Annotated in this window: 12 protein-coding genes; 7 read left to right on the forward strand and 5 right to left on the reverse strand. The window is 70.7% G+C overall.

The genetic code is table 11. The annotated features are described in order from the left end of the window. Positions 1–76 precede the first annotated feature (76 nt). Both ACZ7LV_RS15120 and ACZ7LV_RS15125 read right to left on the reverse strand, forming a co-directional pair. Complete coding sequence (locus ACZ7LV_RS15120) at positions 77–865, reverse strand: MIP/aquaporin family protein (protein WP_471939499.1); 789 nt, start codon at positions 863–865, stop codon at positions 77–79. A gap of 339 nt (positions 866–1,204) precedes the next feature. Next, a complete protein-coding gene (locus ACZ7LV_RS15125; protein ID WP_471939501.1) occupies positions 1,205–1,969 on the reverse strand; it encodes an IclR family transcriptional regulator in 765 nt (254 codons plus the stop codon). Between the two features lie 315 nt (positions 1,970–2,284). Here ACZ7LV_RS15125 and metH point away from each other — a divergent pair, with 315 nt between their 5' ends. From metH to ACZ7LV_RS15145, 4 genes are all read left to right on the forward strand, one after another. After that, complete coding sequence (metH, locus tag ACZ7LV_RS15130) at positions 2,285–5,800, forward strand: methionine synthase (protein WP_471939503.1); 3,516 nt, start codon at positions 2,285–2,287, stop codon at positions 5,798–5,800. Positions 5,801–5,925: 125 nt separating this feature from the next. Then, positions 5,926–6,618, forward strand: coding sequence for an HAD family hydrolase (locus ACZ7LV_RS15135; protein WP_471939504.1), 693 nt, complete (start codon positions 5,926–5,928; stop codon positions 6,616–6,618). Positions 6,619–7,055: 437 nt separating this feature from the next. Further along, complete coding sequence (locus tag ACZ7LV_RS15140; RefSeq protein WP_471939506.1) at positions 7,056–8,657, forward strand: ABC transporter substrate-binding protein; 1,602 nt, start codon at positions 7,056–7,058, stop codon at positions 8,655–8,657. 68 nt (positions 8,658–8,725) lie between these two features. Further along, positions 8,726–10,306 (forward strand): ABC transporter substrate-binding protein, encoded by a 1,581-nt coding sequence (locus tag ACZ7LV_RS15145; RefSeq protein WP_471939507.1) that lies wholly within the window; start codon positions 8,726–8,728, stop codon positions 10,304–10,306. A gap of 83 nt (positions 10,307–10,389) precedes the next feature. Here the strand turns inward: ACZ7LV_RS15145 and ACZ7LV_RS15150 are convergent, their stop codons facing one another. After that, positions 10,390–11,061 carry a response regulator gene (locus ACZ7LV_RS15150; protein WP_201840033.1) on the reverse strand — a complete coding sequence of 224 codons (672 nt, stop codon included), beginning with the start codon at positions 11,059–11,061 and terminating at the stop codon, positions 10,390–10,392. 14 nt (positions 11,062–11,075) lie between these two features. Beyond that, positions 11,076–12,131, reverse strand: coding sequence for a RecB family exonuclease (locus ACZ7LV_RS15155; protein ID WP_471939508.1), 1,056 nt, complete (start codon positions 12,129–12,131; stop codon positions 11,076–11,078). 175 nt (positions 12,132–12,306) lie between these two features. Between ACZ7LV_RS15155 and ACZ7LV_RS15160 the strand changes: the two genes are divergently transcribed. The 3 genes from ACZ7LV_RS15160 (at position 12,307) to ACZ7LV_RS15170 (ending at position 15,516) form a co-directional block, all read left to right on the forward strand. Next, complete coding sequence (locus ACZ7LV_RS15160) at positions 12,307–13,803, forward strand: site-2 protease family protein (RefSeq protein ID WP_471939510.1); 1,497 nt, start codon at positions 12,307–12,309, stop codon at positions 13,801–13,803. A gap of 38 nt (positions 13,804–13,841) precedes the next feature. Next, positions 13,842–14,744 (forward strand): tRNA (adenine-N1)-methyltransferase, encoded by a 903-nt coding sequence (locus ACZ7LV_RS15165; protein WP_471939511.1) that lies wholly within the window; start codon positions 13,842–13,844, stop codon positions 14,742–14,744. A 202-nt stretch (positions 14,745–14,946) separates the two neighbouring features. After that, entirely contained in the window at positions 14,947–15,516 is a 570-nt protein-coding gene (locus tag ACZ7LV_RS15170; RefSeq protein ID WP_471939513.1) for a hypothetical protein, read from the forward strand. A 58-nt stretch (positions 15,517–15,574) separates the two neighbouring features. On the opposite strand, the gene ACZ7LV_RS15175 is transcribed toward ACZ7LV_RS15170, so the two are convergent. Further along, positions 15,575–15,880 (reverse strand): ferredoxin, encoded by a 306-nt coding sequence (locus ACZ7LV_RS15175; protein WP_471939515.1) that lies wholly within the window; start codon positions 15,878–15,880, stop codon positions 15,575–15,577. Between the last annotated feature and the right edge of the window lie 242 nt (positions 15,881–16,122).

A 16,122-nucleotide genomic window follows, 5' to 3' on the forward strand; every position in this document is an offset into this window, starting at 1 on the left:
GGAGGTCCGTGTGTCTGGGGCTGTGTACGGCGTGGTTCCTGCGGCCGGTCAGTGGCCGCTGCGAGGGCGACCCGCTCTAGACGAAGGCGAGGTTGTAGAGGCCCGCGGCCGCCGCACCGCCGATCAGCGGTCCGACCACCGGGATCCAGGCGTAGCTCCAGTCGGAACCGCCCTTGTTGGGCAGGGGCAGCAGGGCGTGCACGATGCGCGGACCGAGGTCACGTGCCGGGTTGATGGCGTAACCGGTCGGGCCGCCGAGCGAGAGGCCGATGCCGACCACGACGAGGGCGACGAGCAGACCGCCGAGGGTGCCAAGACCGTTGCCCTCGTCGTTGAGACCCTGCGTGAGGATGGCGAGGACCAGCACGAACGTGCCGATGATCTCGGTGGCGAGGTTCATCGCCGCGTTGCGGACCTCGGGACCGGTGGAGAAGATGCCGAGCACCGGGCCGGCGCCCTTCTCCCGGGCCTCCACCGCCTTGGTGTCGTCGGCGTCCGTCGAGCCGACGATCGCGCTGTCGGTGAGGTGCGCGTGGAACTGGCCGTAGTAGGCGATCCAGACGAGGGCCGCGCCGATCATGGCGCCGAGCAGCTGACCGCCCCAGTAGATCCAGACGTTCGACCAGTCGTCATTGGCGATCGCGAGGCCGAGGGTGACCGCCGGGTTGAGGTGGGCGCCCGAAAGCGGCGCGGAGATGTAGACGGCCGTCATGACCGCGAAACCCCACCCGAAGGTGATCGCGAGCCAGCCGGCGTTCCGGGCCTTGGAGGCCTTGAGCACCACGGCGGCGACGACGCCTCCGCCGAGGAGGATGAGTATGGCGGTACCTATGGTCTCGCCGATGAAGATGTCGGAGCTGGACACCCGCGACTCCTTTGTCCTGTCCAGGGGAGTTGAACCCCGCGTCCCTTCCGGGGTCCGTCGGCCCTTGGCGTCATCACACTCTAACGCGTATTGCCGGTAGGTGTTCGACAATGCCGACCGATGGACGGGAGTCTTGCCTCGGCGTTACGCGCCGTCAAGAGGTCTCTTGCCGAAAGCGCGATGGTGGTGGGTTGTGTTGAGTTATGAACCCATCGACACGGTAGGTCGATCTATGACCAATATGTTCCGTTTTGGGCAGACCGGCAGCCGGAACGCCTCCCGGCGTCCCGGTCTGTCCTGCGCGATACCGCGTATGTGCTGGTCAGCGCCCCAAGGCGGTCAGAACCGGCCCGCGCCCAAATCGCGCGAGACCGCGCGGGCGCAGTCCCGCACGGCGGCGATCAGCTCGGGCCGCAGCTCCCCGTCCCGGCCCAGCCGCTCCACGGCGCCGGCGATGCCGACCGCGCCGACGGGCATGCGCCGCCGGTCGTGGATGGGGGCGGCGACGGACGCGACGCCCTCCCAGGTCTCCTCGACGTCCGCGGCGTACCCCCGCGCGCGGGTGAGGTCCAGGACGTGCTCGAAGGCGCTGAGGTCGCACACCGTGCGATCCGTGAAGGCCTTGCGGTCGGATTCCAGCGCCTCGCTGTGCGCGACCGGGTCGTAGGCCGACAGGACCTTGCCCAGGGCGGTGGAGTGCAGCGGCTGCATGGCGCCGATCTCCAGCACCTGCCGGCTGTCGTCGGGCCGGAAGACGTGGTGCACGATCAGCACGCCCTGCTGGTGCAGCACCCCCAGGTAGACGCTCTCGCCGCTGGAGCGGGCCAGGTCGTCCGTCCACACCAGCGCACGCGCGCGCAGTTCGTGCACGTCGAGGTAGGTGGTGCCCAGCCGCAGCAGCTCGGCGCCCAGCTGGTAGCGGCCGGAGGCGTCGTCCTGCTCGACGAAGCCCTCCTGCTGGAGGGTGCGCAGGATGCCGTGGGCCGTGCCCTTGGCGAGACCCAGCGCCGAGGCGATGTCCGACAGGCCCAGCCGCCGCTCACCGCCCGCGAGCAGGCGCAGCATCGCGGCCGCCCGTTCGAGCGACTGGATGTTCCGTGCCATCGCCGTCCTGCCTCCGTCCCCTTCGACCGTCGAGCTGCGACGTCGCTGCCGCCGTACGGCAATGTCCACTGTTCGGCAATGCCGAACACTACCGGTCCATCCCGACCTCCCGCCAATGCGCGGTCGACACTTGTCGTGTCGCCGGTCCCCCGGAGCGGGCGGGGACGCCACGCCGGTCCGTCCCGTGGACGCCCCTGACCCCAGGCGCCCGGTCCCGGCTACGCTGGCCGCGTGCGCCCTCCCACGGGACGTTCCACCGGAGCATCCCGGGAAGGCGCAAAGCCGACAGCCGTCGCATTCCAGGGAGCCCCTTACATGGCCTCGTCGCCGCAGACCCCCGTCACCGACAGCCGGACCCGTGCGTCCGCCCTCCGTGAGGCACTCGCCACCCGTGTGGTGGTGGCCGACGGAGCGATGGGCACCATGCTCCAGGCGCAGGACCCCACGCTGGAGGACTTCCAGAACCTCGAAGGCTGCAACGAGGTGCTGAACGTCACCCGCCCGGACATCGTCCGCTCGGTGCACGCCGAGTACTTCGACGCGGGTGTCGACTGCGTCGAGACCAACACCTTCGGCGCCAACCTCTCCGCGCTCGGCGAGTACGACATCGCCGACCGGATCGTCGAGCTGTCCGAGGCCGGCGCGCGCCTCGCCCGCGAGACGGCCGACGACTACACGCAGCGCACCGGACAGCAGCGCTGGGTGCTCGGCTCGATGGGCCCCGGCACCAAGCTGCCCACCCTCGGCCACACCACCTTCGCCGCGATCCGCGACGCCTATCAGCGCAACGCCGAGGGCCTGCTCGCGGGCGGCGCCGACGCCCTCCTCGTCGAGACCACCCAGGACCTGCTCCAGACCAAGGCGTCGGTCGTCGCCGCCCGCCGGGCCATGGAGACGGCCGGGTACGACGTGCCCCTGATCGTCTCGGTGACCGTCGAGACCACCGGCACCATGCTGCTCGGCTCCGAGATCGGCGCGGCGCTGACCGCGCTGGAGCCGCTCGGCATCGACATGATCGGCCTGAACTGCGCGACCGGCCCGGCCGAGATGAGCGAGCACCTGCGCTTCCTCGCCCGGCACTCGCGGGTCCGCCTGTCCTGCATGCCCAACGCCGGCCTGCCCGTGCTGACCTCGGCCGGGGCCCACTACCCGCTGACCGCGCCGGAGCTGGCCGACGCCCAGGAGAACTTCGTCCGCGACTACGGCCTCTCCCTGGTCGGCGGCTGCTGCGGCACGACGCCGGAGCACCTGCGCCAGGTCGTCGAGCGGGTCCGCGACCTCGCCCCCGGCGAGCGCACCCCCCGCCCGGAGCCGGGCGCCGCGTCCCTCTACCAGTCGGTCCCGTTCCGCCAGGACACCTCGTACCTGGCGATCGGTGAGCGCACCAACGCCAACGGCTCGAAGAAGTTCCGCGAGGCCATGCTGGACGCCCGCTGGGACGACTGCGTGGAGATGGCCCGCGAGCAGATCCGTGAGGGCGCGCACCTGCTCGACCTGTGCGTCGACTACGTCGGCCGGGACGGCGTCGCCGACATGGAGGAGCTGGCCGGCCGCTTCGCCACCGCCTCCACCCTGCCGATCGTCCTCGACTCCACCGAGGTCGAGGTCCTCCGGGCCGGGCTGGAGAAGCTCGGCGGCCGCGCGGTGATCAACTCCGTCAACTACGAGGACGGCGACGGCCCGGAGTCACGCTTCGCCAAGGTCACCCGGCTGGCCCAGGAGCACGGCGCCGCGCTGATCGCCCTCACCATCGACGAGGAGGGCCAGGCCCGCACGGTCGAGAAGAAGGTCGGCATCGCCGAACGGATCATCGACGATCTGACCGGCAACTGGGGCATCCGCGAGGAGGACATCCTCATCGACTGCCTCACCTTCACGATCTGCACCGGCCAGGAGGAGTCGCGGGGGGACGGCATCGCCACCATCGAGGCGATCCGCGAGCTCAAGCGCCGCCACCCCGCCGTGCAGACCACGCTGGGCCTGTCGAACATCTCCTTCGGCCTCAACCCGGCCGCCCGCATCCTGCTCAACTCCGTCTTCCTCGACGAGTGCGTCAAGGCGGGCCTGGACTCGGCGATCGTGCACGCCTCGAAGATCCTGCCGATCGCCCGCTTCGACGACGAGCAGGTCAACACCGCCCTCGACCTGATCCACGACCGCCGCAGCGAGGGCTACGACCCGTTGCAGAAGCTGATGGAGCTGTTCGAGGGCGCCACGGCGAAGTCGCTGAAGGCGGGCAAGGCCGAGGAACTGGCCGCCCTGCCGCTGGAGGAGCGCCTTCAGCGGCGCATCATCGACGGCGAGCGCAACGGCCTGGAGCAGGACCTGGACGCGGCCCTCCAGGACCGGCCCGCCCTGGACATCGTCAACGACACCCTCCTGGAGGGCATGAAGGTCGTCGGCGAGCTGTTCGGCTCCGGCCAGATGCAGCTGCCGTTCGTGCTCCAGTCCGCCGAGGTGATGAAGACCGCGGTGGCCTATCTGGAGCCGCACATGGAGAAGACCGACGACGACGGCAAGGGCACGATCGTGCTGGCCACCGTGCGCGGGGACGTGCACGACATCGGCAAGAACCTGGTCGACATCATCCTGTCCAACAACGGCTACAACGTCGTCAACCTGGGCATCAAGCAGCCGGTCTCCGCGATCCTGGAAGCCGCCGAGGAGCACCGCGCCGACGTCATCGGCATGTCGGGCCTCCTGGTGAAGTCCACCGTGATCATGAAGGAGAACCTGGAGGAGCTCAACGCCCGAGGCCTGGCCGCCGACTACCCGGTCATCCTCGGCGGCGCCGCGCTCACCCGGGCGTACGTCGAGCAGGACCTGCACGAGGTCTACGAGGGCGAGGTCCGCTACGCCCGGGACGCCTTCGAGGGCCTGCGCCTGATGGACGCGCTGATCGGCGTCAAGCGCGGCCTGCCGGGCGCGAAGCTGCCGGAGCTGCGCCAGCGGCGGGTGCGGGCGGCGGCCGCCGTCGAGGTGGAGGAGCGCCCGGAGGAGGGCCACGTCCGCTCCGACGTCGCCACCGACAACCCGATCCCCGAGCCGCCGTTCCGGGGCACGCGGGTGATCAAGGGCATCCAGCTCAAGGAATACGCGTCCTGGCTCGACGAGGGCGCGCTGTTCAAGGGCCAGTGGGGCCTGAAGCAGGCCCGCACCGGCGAGGGACCCTCGTACGAGGAACTGGTCGAGACCGAGGGCCGGCCCCGGCTGCGCGGGCTGCTGGACCGGCTCCAGACGGAGAACCTGCTGGAGGCGGCCGTCGTCTACGGCTACTTCCCCTGCGTCTCCAAGGACGACGACCTGATCATCCTCGACGACGCCGGCAACGAGCGCACCCGCTTCACCTTCCCGCGCCAGCGCCGCGGCCGCAGGCTGTGCCTGGCGGACTTCTTCCGCCCGGAGGAGTCCGGTGAGACCGACGTCGTCGGGCTCCAGGTCGTCACCGTCGGCTCGCGGATCGGCGAGGAGACCGCCCGTCTCTTCGCGTCCGACTCCTACCGTGACTACCTGGAACTCCACGGACTGTCCGTGCAGTTGGCCGAGGCGCTCGCCGAGTACTGGCACGCGCGCGTGCGCGCCGAACTCGGCTACGCCGGCGAGGACCCGGCCGACATCGAGGACATGTTCGCGCTGAAGTACCGCGGCGCCCGCTTCTCGCTGGGCTACGGTGCCTGCCCCGACCTGGAGGACCGGGCGAAGATCGCGGCCCTGCTGGAGCCGGAGCGGATCGGCGTGCGGCTCTCGGAGGAGTTCCAGCTGCACCCCGAGCAGTCCACGGACGCCATCGTGATCCACCACCCGGAGGCGAAGTACTTCAACGCACGGTGACCGGGCACGACGCCGTGACCTGCCACACCGCGCGCTGATCGGATTAGTCGTACACTGGTCGGTCCACAGTAGGCCGGTTCCCTACCCGGGAACCGGCCTGCTCGTCCCTCCAGGAGGTACGCCGGATGACGACGACCGTCCCCGCTATCGGCACCCGTACGGCCGAAGGCTCCGCGCTGCAGGCCGTGCTCCTCGACATGGACGGCACCCTGGTGGACACCGAGGGCTTCTGGTGGGACGTGGAGCGCGAGGTCTTCGCCGGCCTCGGGCACACCCTCGACGACGCCTGGCGCCAGGTGGTGGTCGGCGGCCCGATGACCCGCAGCGCGGGGTTCCTGATCGAGGCGACCGGCGCCGACATCACCCTCGCCGAGCTCACCGTGCTGCTCAACGAGGGCTTCGAGGACCGCATCGACCGGGCGCTGCCGCTGATGCCGGGAGCCGCGCGGCTGCTGGGCGAGCTGGCCCTGCACGAGATCCCGACGGCCCTGGTCTCGGCCTCCCACCGGCGCATCATCGACCGCGTCCTCGGCATCCTCGGAACGGAGTACTTCGCCCTCACGGTGGCGGGCGACGAGGTCGCGCGCACCAAGCCGCACCCGGACCCGTATCTGTTCGCCGCGGCCGGGCTCGGTGCCGATCCGGCCAGATGCGCGGTCGTCGAGGACACCGCGACCGGGGTGGCCGCGGCCGAGGCGGCGGGCTGCCATGTGGTCGCCGTCCCCTCGGTGGCGCCGATCGCCCCGGCCGCGCGGCGCACCGTGGTGCGCTCGCTCGAACAGGTCGACCTCGCCTTCCTGCGCGGCCTGCTCAACTGACGACGCGCACGCGGCCGGGCGCCCGAGGCGGCGTCCGGGGCCCGCACCTCGGGCGAACAGCACGGCACGGGCGGGGAATTCGCGTGGTGCGGATGGCTGAATTCCGTGGGCCCGCTCCCAGTTGCCGGTGTGACGTTCCCCACGTCAACAGGGGTCGACAGGGCGGCACGTATGTGCAGCCGGGGCCCATAACGGGGCGGTTGCCCCGCCCTTGTGTCCTGATTCATGGGATGCTGCACGAATCCTTCCCCAGTCGGGTTTTCGGTGCGTCCGCGCCCGGTTTCGCAGCGTGATGGACGCTCAACTCCGGTGGCCGACGGCCCCGTCATGAGGGCGCACTAATCTCATCGCGAGAACCTCACCCCCGTCCCCGTGACCGGCTGCCACACCCCTGCATGCCGCGTACACGGACCTGACAGCTGTGGAGAATCCCGAGCATGAACCGCAAGACCTTGGTGCTGCCGGCCGTGGTCGGACTGCTTGCTCCCGCGCTTGCCGCGTGCGGCGGGTCCGACGGGGGCAGTGACGGTGGTGGCTCGATCGTCGTGGGCACCACCGACCGGTTCATCGCCTCCAAGGACGCCCCCGCACCGCTCGACCCGGCGTACGCGTACGACGTGGGCACCTGGAACGTGCTCCGTCAGACCGTGCAGACCCTGATGGTCCAGCCGCGCGGCGAGGGCGCTCCCGTTCCCGAGGCCGCCGAGAGCTGCGGGTTCACCGACAACGGCAACGAGCGCTACGCCTGCAAGCTGCGCTCGGACCTCAAGTTCTCCAACGGCGACGCCATCACGGCCGCCGATGTGAAGTTCTCCATCGACCGGGCCCTCGCCATCCAGGCCGACAGTGGTGTCTTCGCCCTGCTGTCCACCGTGGACACCGTCGAGGTCAAGGGCGACAAGGAGGTCATCTTCCACCTGAAGACCGCCGACGCCACCTTCCCGTACAAGTTGTCGACCCCGGTCGCGGGCATCGTGAACCCCGACAACTACGAGAAGAACAAGCTGCGCGACGGCTTCGAGGTGGACGGCTCCGGCCCCTACGTGCTCGAGGGCGAGGAGAAGGACGGCGAGCTGGTCCGGGCGGTGTTCACCAGGAACCCGAACTACAAGGGCGCGCTGAAGGTCCAGAACAACGAGGTCGACATGGTCTCGTACGAGGACGCCGAGGCCATGGGAGCCGCCCTGGAGGCCGGTGACATCGACGTCATGACCCGCTCCATGACGCCGGAGCAGATCGAGAAGCTGGCGGTCGCCGACGGCGACGTCGACCTCGTCGAGATGCCCGGCCTGGAGATCCGGTACCTGGCCTTCAACACCGAGGCCCCGACGGTCAAGTCCAAGGCCGTCCGGCAGGCCATGGCACAGCTCCTCAACCGCGACGAGCTCGTCTCCGCGGTCTACGGCTCGCAGGCCGACCCCCTGTACTCGCTGGTCCCGGCCTCCATCACCGGCCACTCCAACGCCTTCTTCAACAAGTACGGCGACCCCAGCGTCGCCAAGGCCAAGGGGCTGCTGGAGGAGGCCGGCGTCGACACCCCGGTGAAGCTGACCCTGCACTACACGACCGACCACTACGGCTCGGCCACCAAGAAGGAGTTCGAGGAGCTGCGCAGGCAGCTCAACGGCAGCGGCCTGTTCCAGGTCGCGATCGAGGGCGCCCCGTGGGACACCTTCGTGCCGGCCGAACGCAACGGCGAGTACGACGTCTTCGGGATGGGCTGGTTCCCGGACTTCCCGGACCCCGACAGCTACATCGCGCCGTTCCTCGACAAGGACAACTTCCTCAAGTCGCCGTACGCGAACAACGACATCCGCGAGAACCTGATCCCGGAGTCCCGCAAGGAGGCCGACCGTCTGGCCGCCGGCGACAGCCTGAACCGGATCCAGGACATCGTTGCCGAGGACGTACCCCTGCTGCCCCTGTGGCAGGGAAAGCAGTACGTGGCGGCACGCGACGACGTCACCGGCGTCTCCTACGCGCTCAACTCCTCGGCCACTCTCCAGCTGTGGGAGCTCGGCCGCGGTGTGAGCGGCTGACACCTCCGAGCACGACCGGGTGCTGGAAGACGGCCCGGGGTACTTCAAGAACGACGTAAGGCAAGCACGTGAACATACGCAACCAGTGGCCGGTCCTGCCGATCGTTGCCGGTCTGGCCACCGGCCTGCTGACCGGATGCGGTGCCGAGTCCGGCGACTCCGGGGAGAACGGCTCCAACGTGGTCGTCGGGATGTCGGACGACGTCCTCGCCACCGACCCGGCGTCCGGTTACGACCCGGGCTCCTGGCTGCTGTTCAACAACGTCTTCCAGTCCTTGCTCAGCTTCCCCAAGGGCGGCACCGAGCCCGAGCCGGAGCTGGCCCAGTCGTGCAACTTCACCGACAGCTCGGCGAAGGTCTACGAGTGCACGCTGAAGGACGGCCTGAAGTTCAGCAACGGTGACCCGCTCACCTCGAAGGACGTCAAGTTCTCCTTCGACCGCATGCTGAAGGTCAACGACGAGGCCGGCCCGGCCATCATGTTCCCGATGCTCGACACGGTCGAGACGCCGGACAAGAACACCGTCGTCTTCCGCCTGAAGGTCGCCGACGCCACCTTCCCGAGCAAGATCGCCTCCGGCGCCGGCTCCATCGTGGACCACCGTGAGTACGACGCGGGCACGCTGCGCACGGACGGCCAGGCCGTCGGCTCCGGCCCCTACAAGCTCGACTCCTTCAGCGAGAACGAGGCCGTCTTCTCGGTCAACGAGAACTACCAGGGCACGGCCGAGGTGCAGAACGCCGGCGTCACCCTGAAGTTCTTCCACGGCGACCGCGGCGCGCTGAAGAAGGCGCTGCAGTCCGAGGACGTCGACATCGCCTACCGAGGTCTGAGCGCGAACGACATCGCCGACGTCGAGCAGGCCGACTCCGACTCCGGCGTCAAGGTCATCGAGGGCAGCAGCGCCGAGGTCCAGCACCTGGTCTTCAACATGGACGACCCGGTCGCCGGACGGCTCGGCGTCCGCCAGGCCATCGCCCACCTGATCGACCGCGAGGCCCTCATGGAGGACGTCTACCAGGGCACCGCGACCCCGCTGTACTCGATCATCCCGGCCGGGATCGCGGGCCACAACACCGCCTTCTTCGACACCTACGGTGCCCGGCCCTCCAAGGCCAAGGCCGAGGCCGCGCTGCGCGCCGACGGGATCACCGACAAGGTGAAGATCACCCTGTGGTCCACCCCGTCCCGCTACGGCCCCGCCACCGACGAGGAGCTGGAGGCCATCGCGGCCCAGCTCAACGGCAGCGGGCTGTTCGCCGCCGACGTGAAGTCGGTCGCGTTCGACCAGTACGAGAAGGACATCGCCGACGGCAAGTACGGCGTGTACGTCAAGGGCTGGGTGCCCGACTACCCGGACGCCGACAACTTCACCGCCCCGTTCTTCGGCGAGGGCAACGTGCTGGAGAACAACTACAGCAACGACACGATCACCGGCTCGCTCATCCCGCGCACGGCCGCGCAGAGCGACCGCGCCGCCACCGACGACGAGTACGGCGAGCTCCAGGACCTGGTCGCCGAGGAGGTCCCGCTGCTGCCGGTCTGGCAGGCCAAGCAGTACGCGGTCGTCCGCGAGGAGGTCTACGGCCTGGAGTACTGCCTCGACGCCTCGACCGTCTTCCGCTTCTGGGAGATCAGCAAGGGCTGAGGCCCCGCACGCCGAACGCCGAGGGCGCCCGTCTCCCCAGGGAGGCGGGCGCCCTCGGCGTCGTGCCGGTGTGTGTGCTCGGGTCACTGGGCGCCGGGACGCACCAGACCGCTCTCGTAGGCGTACACCGCGGCCTGCACCCGATCGCGCAGTCCCAGCTTGGTCAGGACATGGCCCACGTGCGTCTTGACCGTGGTCTCGCTGACGAACAGGTCGGCCGCGATCTCGGCGTTCGACAGACCGCGCGCGACCAGCTTCAGCACCTCCACCTCGCGATCGGTGAGCGTGCCCAGGGTGTCGGGCACCGGCTCCTCGCCGGACGGCAGATGCGTGGCGTACTTGTCGAGCAGGCGACGCGTGATGCTCGGCGCGAGCATCGCCTCCCCGGCCGCGACCACCCGGATCGCCTGCACCAGTTCGTTGGCGGGGGCGTCCTTGAGCAGGAAGCCGCTGGCCCCGGCCCGCAGCGCCTCCACCACGTACTCGTCGAGGTCGAAGGTGGTCAGCACCAGCACCTTCGCCGGGCCGTCCCGGCCGGGGCCGGTGATCTGCCGGGTCGCCTCCACCCCGTCCATCCGCGGCATGCGGATGTCCATCAGGACCACGTCGGGCTGCAGCGCCCGCACCTGGTCGAGTGCCTGCAGGCCGTCTCCGGCCTCGCCGACGACCGCGATGTCCTGTTCGGCCTCCAGGATCATCCGGAAGCCCGTACGCAGCAGCGGCTGGTCGTCGACCAGTAGGACGCGGATGGCCACGTAAGTCTCCTTCGCTAGTCCGGCCCCATTCTGCCCTGCTCCGCCGCGGGGGATTCCGGCGCCCTCGTCGGGCCGGGCAGGACGTCGCCGACGGAGGGGCGCACCGGCAGGGGATAGGGCGGGGGAGTGCCGCCGAACTCCGGACAGTGGGCCTGGTGGTCGCACCAGCCGCACAGCTTGGTCGGGCGGGGCCGCCAGTCGCCGGTCTCGGTGGCCGCACGGATCGCTTCCCACAGCGCGAGCAGCTTGCGCTCCACCCGCTCCAGGTCGGCGCGGACCGGGTCGTAGGTGAGCACGTCACCGCTGCCGAGGTAGACGAGCTGGAGCCGGCGCGGGATCACCTGCTTCAGCCGCCAGACGACCAGCGCGTAGAACTTCATCTGGAACAGGGCGCCCTCGGCGTACTCGGGCCGGGGCGCCTTGCCCGTCTTGTAGTCCACGATCCGGACCTCGCCGGTCGGCGCCACGTCGACCCGGTCGATGATCCCGCGCAGCCGCAGCCCCGAGTCCAGCTCCGTCTCGACGAACAGCTCCCGCTCCGCGGGCTCCAGCCGCGTCGGGTCCTCCAGCGTGAACCAGCGCTCGACGAGCTGCTCCGCCTCCGTCAGCCAGCCGGCCAGCCGCTCGCCTTGCGGATCGTCGGCGAACAGCTCCTCGACCTCCGGCCTGCTCTCCCGCAGCCGCTCCCACTGGCCGGGGACCAGCGCCTTGGCGCGCGGCGGGGTGCGCTCCGCCGCGGGGGCGTCGAAGAGGCGCTCCAGGACCGCGTGGACGAGGGTGCCCCGGGTCGCCGCCGCGCTGGGCTTCTCGGGCAGCCGGTCGATCACCCGGAACCGGTACAGCAGCGGGCACTGCATGAAGTCGCCGGCACGTGAGGGGGACAGGGAGGTGGGCGCCATGGCGACGGTCCCGGTGACCGCGGTCGCCGTCTCGGCCGCCGTCGCCTCGACCGCCGCCGTCGGGCCGTCGGCCGTAGGCTCGACCACGACGGACGGATCCGGATCCGTGGCCGCCTCGGCGCTCCCGCCGGATGGGGGCCGCCGCTGCGCGCCCTCGGTGCTGGTGTCCATGTCCACAGACGATACGGCCCGCCACCGACAGTGACCCGGCCTCGGGTCATGACGGGGCGACGACGGGGAAAACAGAGGGGGTGCCGGGGCGGAACGCGCCCCGACGGACGCATACCATCGACCCGAGACCCTTCCGCCCGGCAGGTGCGGGAGACGCTGCGAACGAGGGGACACCGTGGACGAGAGCGGCGGGAGCGGGCAGCCGCGGCCGGGCACCGACGAGGCGCATCGGCACCAGCCGGACCGTGCGACCCCGGCCACGGACTCCCCACGCCCTGACCATCCCGGGCCCGGGCCCGCCGGCACCGAGCCGGACCCCGCGGGTCGAGCCCCGCAGGCCGGCACCGGCGGCGACCGGCCGGACCGGCCGGACGACCCGCACGGCCCCCACGCCCACGGAGGCGACGACCGCACCACCGGCGGGCGTCGCGAGCGGCCCGGCGCCTCCGACCCCCACGAGGCCCACCGCACCCTCGCCCACTCCGCCCCCGGCAAGGGCCCCGCCCCCCGGCGCGCCCCCGAGCCGCGGGGCGGCCTGCTGATGGGACGCCCGTTCGGGGTGCCGGTGTACGTCGCGCCCAGCTGGTTCCTGGTGGCCGCCCTGATCACCTGGGTGTTCGGCGGGCAGCTGGAGCGTGTGCTGCCCGAGCTGGGCGCCGCCCGCTATCTGGTCTCCCTCTTCTTCGCCGTCGCCTTCTACGCCTCCGTGCTCGTGCACGAGCTGGCCCACACGGTGGCGGCCCTGCGCTACAAACTGCCGGTGCGCCGCATCCAGCTCCAGTTCTTCGGCGGGGTCTCCGAGATCGAGAAGGAGGCCGAGACACCGGGCCGCGAGTTCGTCCTCGCGTTCGTGGGACCGCTCCTGTCCCTCGTGCTGGCCGGCCTCTTCTACCTGGCCCTGCAGCCGGTCGAGCCGGGCACGGTGCCCGGCGTCCTGCTGGCCGGGCTGATGATCTCCAACCTCATCGTGGCCGCCTTCAACCTCCTGCCCGGTCTCCCGCTCGACGGCGGCCGGATGCTCCGCGCCGTCGTCTGGAAGATCACCGGCAGGGCGATGAGCGGCACCGTCGCCGCCGCCTGGGTCGGCCGCGCCCTCGCCGTCTCCGTGCTGATCGGGCTCCCGCTGCTCACCCAGTCCGGCGCGCTCGGCCGCGACGCCGTGGACAACGTCGGCATGGACACCGTGATGGACGCCCTGCTGGCCGCCATCCTCGCCGCGATCATCTGGACCGGCGCGGGCAACAGCCTGCGCGTCGCCCGGCTGCGTGAGCACCTCCCGGAGCTGCGCGCCCGCGCGCTCACCCGCCGCGCGGTGCCGGTCGAGAGCGACACCCCCCTCTCGGAGGCACTGCGGCGTGCCAACGCCGCGGGAGCCCGCGCCCTGGTCGTCGTCGACGCCGACGGCGACCCCGTCTCGCTGGTCCGCGAGGCCGCCATCGTCGGCGTCCCCGAACACCGCCGCCCCTGGGTCGCGGTGAGCGGCCTCGCCCAGGACATCACCGACGGCATGCGGGTCTCCGCCGAACTGGCCGGCGAGGACCTCCTGGAGGTGCTGCGGGCCACCCCCGCCACCGAGTACCTGGTGGTCGAGGACACCGGGGAGATCTACGGCGTGCTGTCCGCGGCGGACGTCGAGCGGGCCTTCGTCAAGGCCATGGCCAGGCCCTCCTAGTGGTCGGCGGCCCCCGCAATCGCCGGTAGGCTGTTCACATGTCCGAACCGACCGGTGCCGCCCGCAGGCGCGGGCCCTTCAAGGTCGGGGACCAGGTTCAGCTGACCGACCCCAAGGGCCGCCACTACACGTTCACGCTCGAGGCCGGGAAGAACTTCCACACCCACAAGGGTTCCTTCCCGCACGACGAACTGATCGGCGCTCCCGAGGGCAGCGTTGTCCGCACCACCGGAAACGTCGCCTACCTCGCGCTGCGCCCCCTGCTCCCCGACTACGTCCTGTCCATGCCCCGTGGGGCAGCAGTCGTCTATCCCAAGGACGCGGGGCAGATCCTCTCCTTCGCCGACATCTTCCCCGGCGCGCGCGTCGTGGAGGCCGGCGTCGGCTCGGGGTCGCTCAGCAGCTTCCTGCTGCGGGCCATCGGCGACCAGGGCATGCTGCACAGCTACGAGCGCCGCGCGGACTTCGCCGAGATCGCCCAGGCGAACGTGGAGCGCTACTTCGGCGGCCCGCACCCGGCCTGGCAGCTCACCGTCGGCGACCTCCAGGACAACCTGTCGGACACCGACGTCGACCGCGTCATCCTCGACATGCTCGCCCCGTGGGAGTGCCTGGAGGCCGTCTCCAAGGCGCTCGTCCCCGGCGGCATCCTGTGCTGCTACGTCGCGACCACCACGCAGCTCGCCCGGACCGTCGAGTCCATCCGTGAGATCGGCTGCTTCAACGAGCCGACCTCCTGGGAGACGATGATCCGCAACTGGCACGTCGAGGGTCTCGCCGTCCGCCCGGACCACCGGATGATCGGCCACACCGGCTTCCTCCTCACCGCCCGTCGCCTGGCCGACGGGGTCGAGCCGCCCATGCGCCGCCGCCGCCCCGCCAAGGGCGCCTACGGCGAGGACTACTCCGGCCCCAACGCCGATGGAGGCATGGACCGCTGAGGCGGCCGTACCGCGTACAACGTGTCGGCGCCGTGGCCGAGTTCCCGCATACCGCAGGGAACGCGGCCACGGCGCCGACCCGTTGACGCACCGGAAGACGCCCCACCTCACAAGGGCCGACCCCCGCCGTTCCCCCGCACTGTGACGTGTGGCACCATGCTGGCCACCCCCACCGGCACAGCCCTCACAGGAGACACTCCTCGTGCAGCAACCCGCCGTTCCGGAACTGGCACACACGCACACCCGGCCCATCCACTGGGTCGCCACCGCGACCGCCGTCGCCGGTGTCGTCGCCCTGTCCTCGCTGCTGCCGCCGGACTCGGCGACCGCCGCGCAGGCGCCGGGCCGCCCCGCCCGGCCGGCCGCCGCGCCGCCCGCCACCGAGGGCGTCAGCTTCCCCCTCGAATGCGGGCCCGTGAAGGCCGTGGTGGAGACGCAGGCGTCCGGGGACCTCGACGGCGACGGGCGGCCGGAAACGGTCGCCGTGGTGCACTGCGACGCGGGCATCAGCACACCCCCCGACGGCGTGTACGTCCTCACCCACGGCGACGACGCGACCGGCCCCCGGGTGGTGGCCACGCTCGTCGACCCCAAGGACCGCTCCACCGTCCGTGACTTCACCGTCCGGGACGGAGCCGTCCTCGCGACGCTGCTCGGTTACTCCTCCACGGACGTCCCGACCTGCTGTCCGGACGTGACGGAGGACGCGAAGTGGCAGTGGCGCAACGGGGCGTTCGTCCGCTCGTCACCGGCCGACGCCCGCAGCGTCTGACGCACGCAACCGAGCCGTGTGAGAAATCAGACAGTCGTAACGGGACGTAAGGATCCAGTCACTCTGCGTCCGGGCCGTAGACCTCGACCCTGTCCGAAACCCGTCGCACATGGATGCAGTCGCCCGGACACTCCTTCGCCGAGTCGATCACATCCGTGAGGAGCGGCAGCGGTACGGGCGTTGTGGCCCCCTGGGCCTGCAACAGCTCGTCGCCCTCGCCCTTCACGTAGGCCAGGCCGTCGATGTCCAGCTCGAACACCTCGGGCGCGTACTGGGCGCAGATGCCGTCGCCGGTACAGAGATCCTGGTCGATCCAGACCTCGAGTGCCTCGCCGTCGACTCCGGCCTCCTGCTGCACGGTCACCTCTCCTGTCGATTGCCCACCCGGCCGTACGGGAATCCGGCCAGCTCTGACGGGTGTTGAACGCTTCGACCCTACCTTCGCTCGCTTTCGTATCCCGTTCGCTGGGTATTCCCCTGGCGTGAGGGAGAGCGCAAGGGTGAAGATCGGACACACCCCGACAGTCTTTGTGATCTAGGGGTTTCAATCGACACCCACCCAGGTAGGGTCTGGAAGCGTCCAGCTCCCCTTGGAGGAGGTGAGGA

This window comes from Streptomyces sp. NPDC107562, assembly GCF_055657325.1.

Coding starts and splice junctions, on each gene's coding strand:
- ACZ7LV_RS15125 (WP_471939501.1), bottom strand. CDS start 1,969: ATGGCACGGAACATCCAGTCGCTCGAACGGGCGGCCGCGATGCTGCGC.
- metH (WP_471939503.1), top strand. CDS start 2,285: ATGGCCTCGTCGCCGCAGACCCCCGTCACCGACAGCCGGACCCGTGCG.
- ACZ7LV_RS15135 (WP_471939504.1), top strand. CDS start 5,926: ATGACGACGACCGTCCCCGCTATCGGCACCCGTACGGCCGAAGGCTCC.
- ACZ7LV_RS15140 (WP_471939506.1), top strand. CDS start 7,056: ATGAACCGCAAGACCTTGGTGCTGCCGGCCGTGGTCGGACTGCTTGCT.
- ACZ7LV_RS15155 (WP_471939508.1), bottom strand. CDS start 12,131: ATGGACACCAGCACCGAGGGCGCGCAGCGGCGGCCCCCATCCGGCGGG.
- ACZ7LV_RS15165 (WP_471939511.1), top strand. CDS start 13,842: ATGTCCGAACCGACCGGTGCCGCCCGCAGGCGCGGGCCCTTCAAGGTC.